Raw genomic sequence first — 1,319 nt, 5'->3', positions numbered from 1 at the left:
GAATAATATATAGAAAAAAGTCATGATTTTTATTATAATCATGACTTTTTAATAATAAGGTTAAGATTACATATAACAATATATATTTATTTAATATGAAATTGTTATATGTAATCTTATGTAAGTTTTAGGGGGAATTTAAGTAATAATTTATGTTAAAGTAGTCTATGAAAATTAAATAATATTTTAATATATTATATTTATAGACTATAAACTTTAAGCAGCTTTAATTTGAGCATTATTTTTAGTTGATTTTTTTATTTTTAAACGCTTGTCTACATATCCTACAATAAATGGACAAAGTATAGCAGTTATCAAAATAGAAGTAGCTATTTGAGCTGTAGCAGATGTTAAAAATGGAGTTAATGAAGCATCAGCAGCTACTACTGCTAAAGGTGTAGCTAACTGGTTACCAGCAGTTGTACCAACAGCAAAATTTACAGCTTTTTTCTCCCATAATAGTCCATGGATAAAATAATTAACAAAACCTGTTATTAAAGTAACTGCTATACCAAGAGTTATTCCTGAAACTCCTGAATCTATAAGAGCATGGAAGTTCATCCCTGCACCTAATGCAAATGAAAAGAATGGAGTTAAAACATGTTGACCAGCTTTTAAAAATTTTCTAAAGTCTTCATCTAAATTTCCTAAAATAAATCCAATTATTACTGGCAGTATAACAGCCACCATTGACATTATAGGTATGTTAGCTAATCCACTAACCCCTAATGCTAACATAGTAAAAAATGCACCACCGCTTAATGCTACTATAGCGCCTGCAGCAACATCGTCTTCATTTCCGTATTGATCTGCTAAGGATACATAAAGACCTGTATTTGCAGAACCAAAAGCAGCCATCAATACCATTGGAGTTAATCCAAAAATTCCAGCTGCACCAAAAAAGTGACCGACTGTTAATGTAATAATTAATCCTACAATAAATTTGCTTATTAAAGATACAAAGCCTTTTACCACAGGTAATCCAGCTTTATTTGCTTTTATTTGAGAACCCATACAAAAAAGGAATAAACCAATTAAAGGTACAGCTCCTTTTTTAAATAATGCAGTTGTAAATCCACCTATTTCTAAACAGTGGGGAAAAAAAGTATTTATTAATGCACCTAGTAACAATGGAACAACCATCATACCACCAGGAACTTTTTTCATTGTTTTTAATATTGGTATTTGCATAAAAGAATCTCCTTTTAATTTAAATTATTCTTTTGTATTTTTATTAAAAATACTTCATATATTAATGAAGAGTTTTAGTTTTTAAATTTGTTTATACGTTTACAATTGAAATGTAAATTATATAGATA

General features: G+C 28.4%; 1 protein-coding gene. It reads right to left on the bottom strand.

The genetic code is table 11. The features are described from left to right. Positions 1-216: 216 nt before the first annotated feature. Positions 217-1,191 carry a 2-keto-3-deoxygluconate permease gene (locus tag GBZ86_RS15975; RefSeq protein WP_152892303.1) on the bottom strand — a complete coding sequence of 325 codons (975 nt, stop codon included), beginning with the start codon at positions 1,189-1,191 and terminating at the stop codon, positions 217-219. Between the last annotated feature and the right edge of the window lie 128 nt (positions 1,192-1,319).

The sequence above is a fragment of the Clostridium tarantellae genome (genome assembly GCF_009295725.1).
Lineage (GTDB): Bacteria > Bacillota > Clostridia > Clostridiales > Clostridiaceae > Sarcina > Sarcina tarantellae.
Note: the sequence above shows the minus strand (reverse complement) of the source record. Positions and strands in the feature narration are given on the sequence as shown.

Excerpts from the sequence above, each read along its gene's own strand:
- GBZ86_RS15975 (WP_152892303.1), bottom strand. The coding sequence starts at position 1,191 with ATGCAAATACCAATATTAAAAACAATGAAAAAAGTTCCTGGTGGTATG.